The organism is Mesorhizobium sp. M4A.F.Ca.ET.050.02.1.1 (assembly GCF_003997725.1).
In the GTDB taxonomy this organism is placed as follows: Bacteria; Pseudomonadota; Alphaproteobacteria; order Rhizobiales; family Rhizobiaceae; genus Mesorhizobium.
Genome location: NZ_RZSG01001511.1, coordinates 1 through 440 on the forward strand (window position 1 = coordinate 1; position 440 = coordinate 440).

General features: G+C 56.4%; 1 protein-coding gene and 1 pseudogene. Both read right to left on the minus strand.

The features are described from left to right. A pseudogene (locus EOA33_RS41640) lies at positions 1–87 on the minus strand (MarR family transcriptional regulator); the annotation flags it as partial. A gap of 237 nt (positions 88–324) precedes the next feature. Beyond that, positions 325–440 (minus strand): DUF6163 family protein (locus EOA33_RS41430; RefSeq protein ID WP_348628307.1); only part of this gene is annotated, 116 nt, incomplete at its 5' end.

Below are 440 nucleotides of genomic sequence, written 5' to 3' on the forward strand. Positions count from 1 at the left end.
CGGCGATTCCATGTAAAGCGAACGGATCGCCTCGCGGCGGTCGTCGGATACGGTGGCGGTCTTCGCCGCCGGACGCGAATTGATCATTGTCTTTGCCTCTCGTTTGTCGCCCGGTGATTTTTTTGTTTTTCACCTTGATCGCGACACTATCGAATACTCATAAAATTCGACTTAAACGCCAAGGCTAACAAGAGCTTACCGGTAAGAGGTTTCGAAAGAGGCTTAACGAACGGTCACCCCAGCAAGGATAATTAACCTAAAGATTTAGCCACCGGTTTCGGACGGGAATCGGCATGCCAGGATCGGGCCGCGGCGACGGGCGATCTACCGCCGGGCCCGCAGCTTCTGCAGCCAGATCGCAACCCGGAAGATAATGTAGAGCACCGCCACCGCGGCGTGCGAGGCGATGATCAGCGGCCGATGGCCGAACAGATCGGGAA